The sequence below is a fragment of the Kitasatospora sp. NPDC091257 genome (genome assembly GCF_044757675.1).
Classification (GTDB): Bacteria; Actinomycetota; Actinomycetes; order Streptomycetales; family Streptomycetaceae; genus Kitasatospora; species Kitasatospora lactacystinica.
Map to the genome: position 1 here is coordinate 1 of NZ_JBIVVI010001849.1, position 1,112 is coordinate 1,112.

Sequence of the window (1,112 nt, forward strand, 5' to 3'; positions counted from 1 at the left end):
GGGGAGGGGGCGTGGAGCGCTGAACCGGCGCAGGGCGTGCGGCGGTCAGCCGCTGCCCGCCGCGATGAGCGGTTCGTGCCGCCCGCGCAGGGCCGCGCGGGCCCGGGTGACGCCGCCGGGGGTGGCGGGGGCTCCCGTGCCGACGGCGACGGTTCTCGCGCCGAGGCCCGCGCAGGCGCGGCAGATTCCCGGCCGGGGCACCGGGTCGTGGCAGCGGCCGCACTCGGCGAACGAAGCCGATGGAGGCGCCGCTCGTTCCGGCGGCAGCTTCCGTTGCAGGCGGTCCCGGAGGATCGCTACTGGGGAGTGCATCGGCTGCGGCAGCCCGGGCAGGAGGGCGTGGGCCAACTCGGCTTCGCTGCTGCCCCGTTCCAGCCACTGCATGACGAGCGACGCCAGCCCCTGCGCCTCGGCCTCGCCGAGGCGCAGGCGGGGTTCGGGCCGGATCACCCGGAACAGCGTGGCCACGGCGGCCCGCGTCCGTTCATCCGGGAGGGTGGGTTCTTGCCCCGGGTCCTTTACGGAAGGGGTGACAGTGACGCCGGTCCCTCGCCCACCGGAGGCCGGGCGGGTGGCAGCCGGTTCGGGCTGCGGGGTGTCGAAGACATGGGCCTCGGACCGGACCGTCCCGTCGGGCATTCGGATCGTGTCGACCCGGTAGTACCCGGCGTCCTTCAGCTCCTTGAGCGCCCGCCGGACGGCGCCCCGCCCCTGCGGGCTGCTGTCCGCCATCTGCCGCCCGTCCTCGCGCCAGCCGTCCGGGCGGGAAAGGAGGTCCGCGAGCAGCCCACGAGCGGTGTAACTGAGCCGACGGTCCTGCAACAGGCCGTTCGGAAGGACAGTGAATGCGCGCACGTGCGCGCTACGATGAATCTGCATCTGGAGGTCTGTTGCTCCTGGTGCCCGACCCCGGGGTGTGTCACCACCGCCGGGGTCTCCTATGTTCTGTCGATGATGCGGAAAGTAGCACAACGACTACACGGAGTGCGAGTCATTCGTGTGAGGCTCAGGCCCCGCATCAAGTACGCCCCCACCGTTGCGTGGGAAGTCGGTCCCGCCGACTTCCCACGCATCCCGTCCCACCCGGCGGCCCCGCCCGCACCGCCCTCGGC

The 1,112-nt window shown here is 73.0% G+C and carries 1 protein-coding gene; it reads right to left on the reverse strand.

Annotated elements, in window-relative coordinates:
- Positions 1–45 precede the first annotated feature (45 nt).
- The gene (locus ACIQOV_RS42435; RefSeq protein WP_401056618.1) at positions 46–732 is read right to left on the reverse strand and encodes a hypothetical protein; all 687 of its coding nucleotides are present in this window, start codon (positions 730–732) and stop codon (positions 46–48) included.
- Positions 733–1,112: the final 380 nt, after the last annotated feature.

Coding starts and splice junctions, on each gene's coding strand:
- ACIQOV_RS42435 (WP_401056618.1), bottom strand. CDS start 732: ATGGCGGACAGCAGCCCGCAGGGGCGGGGCGCCGTCCGGCGGGCGCTC.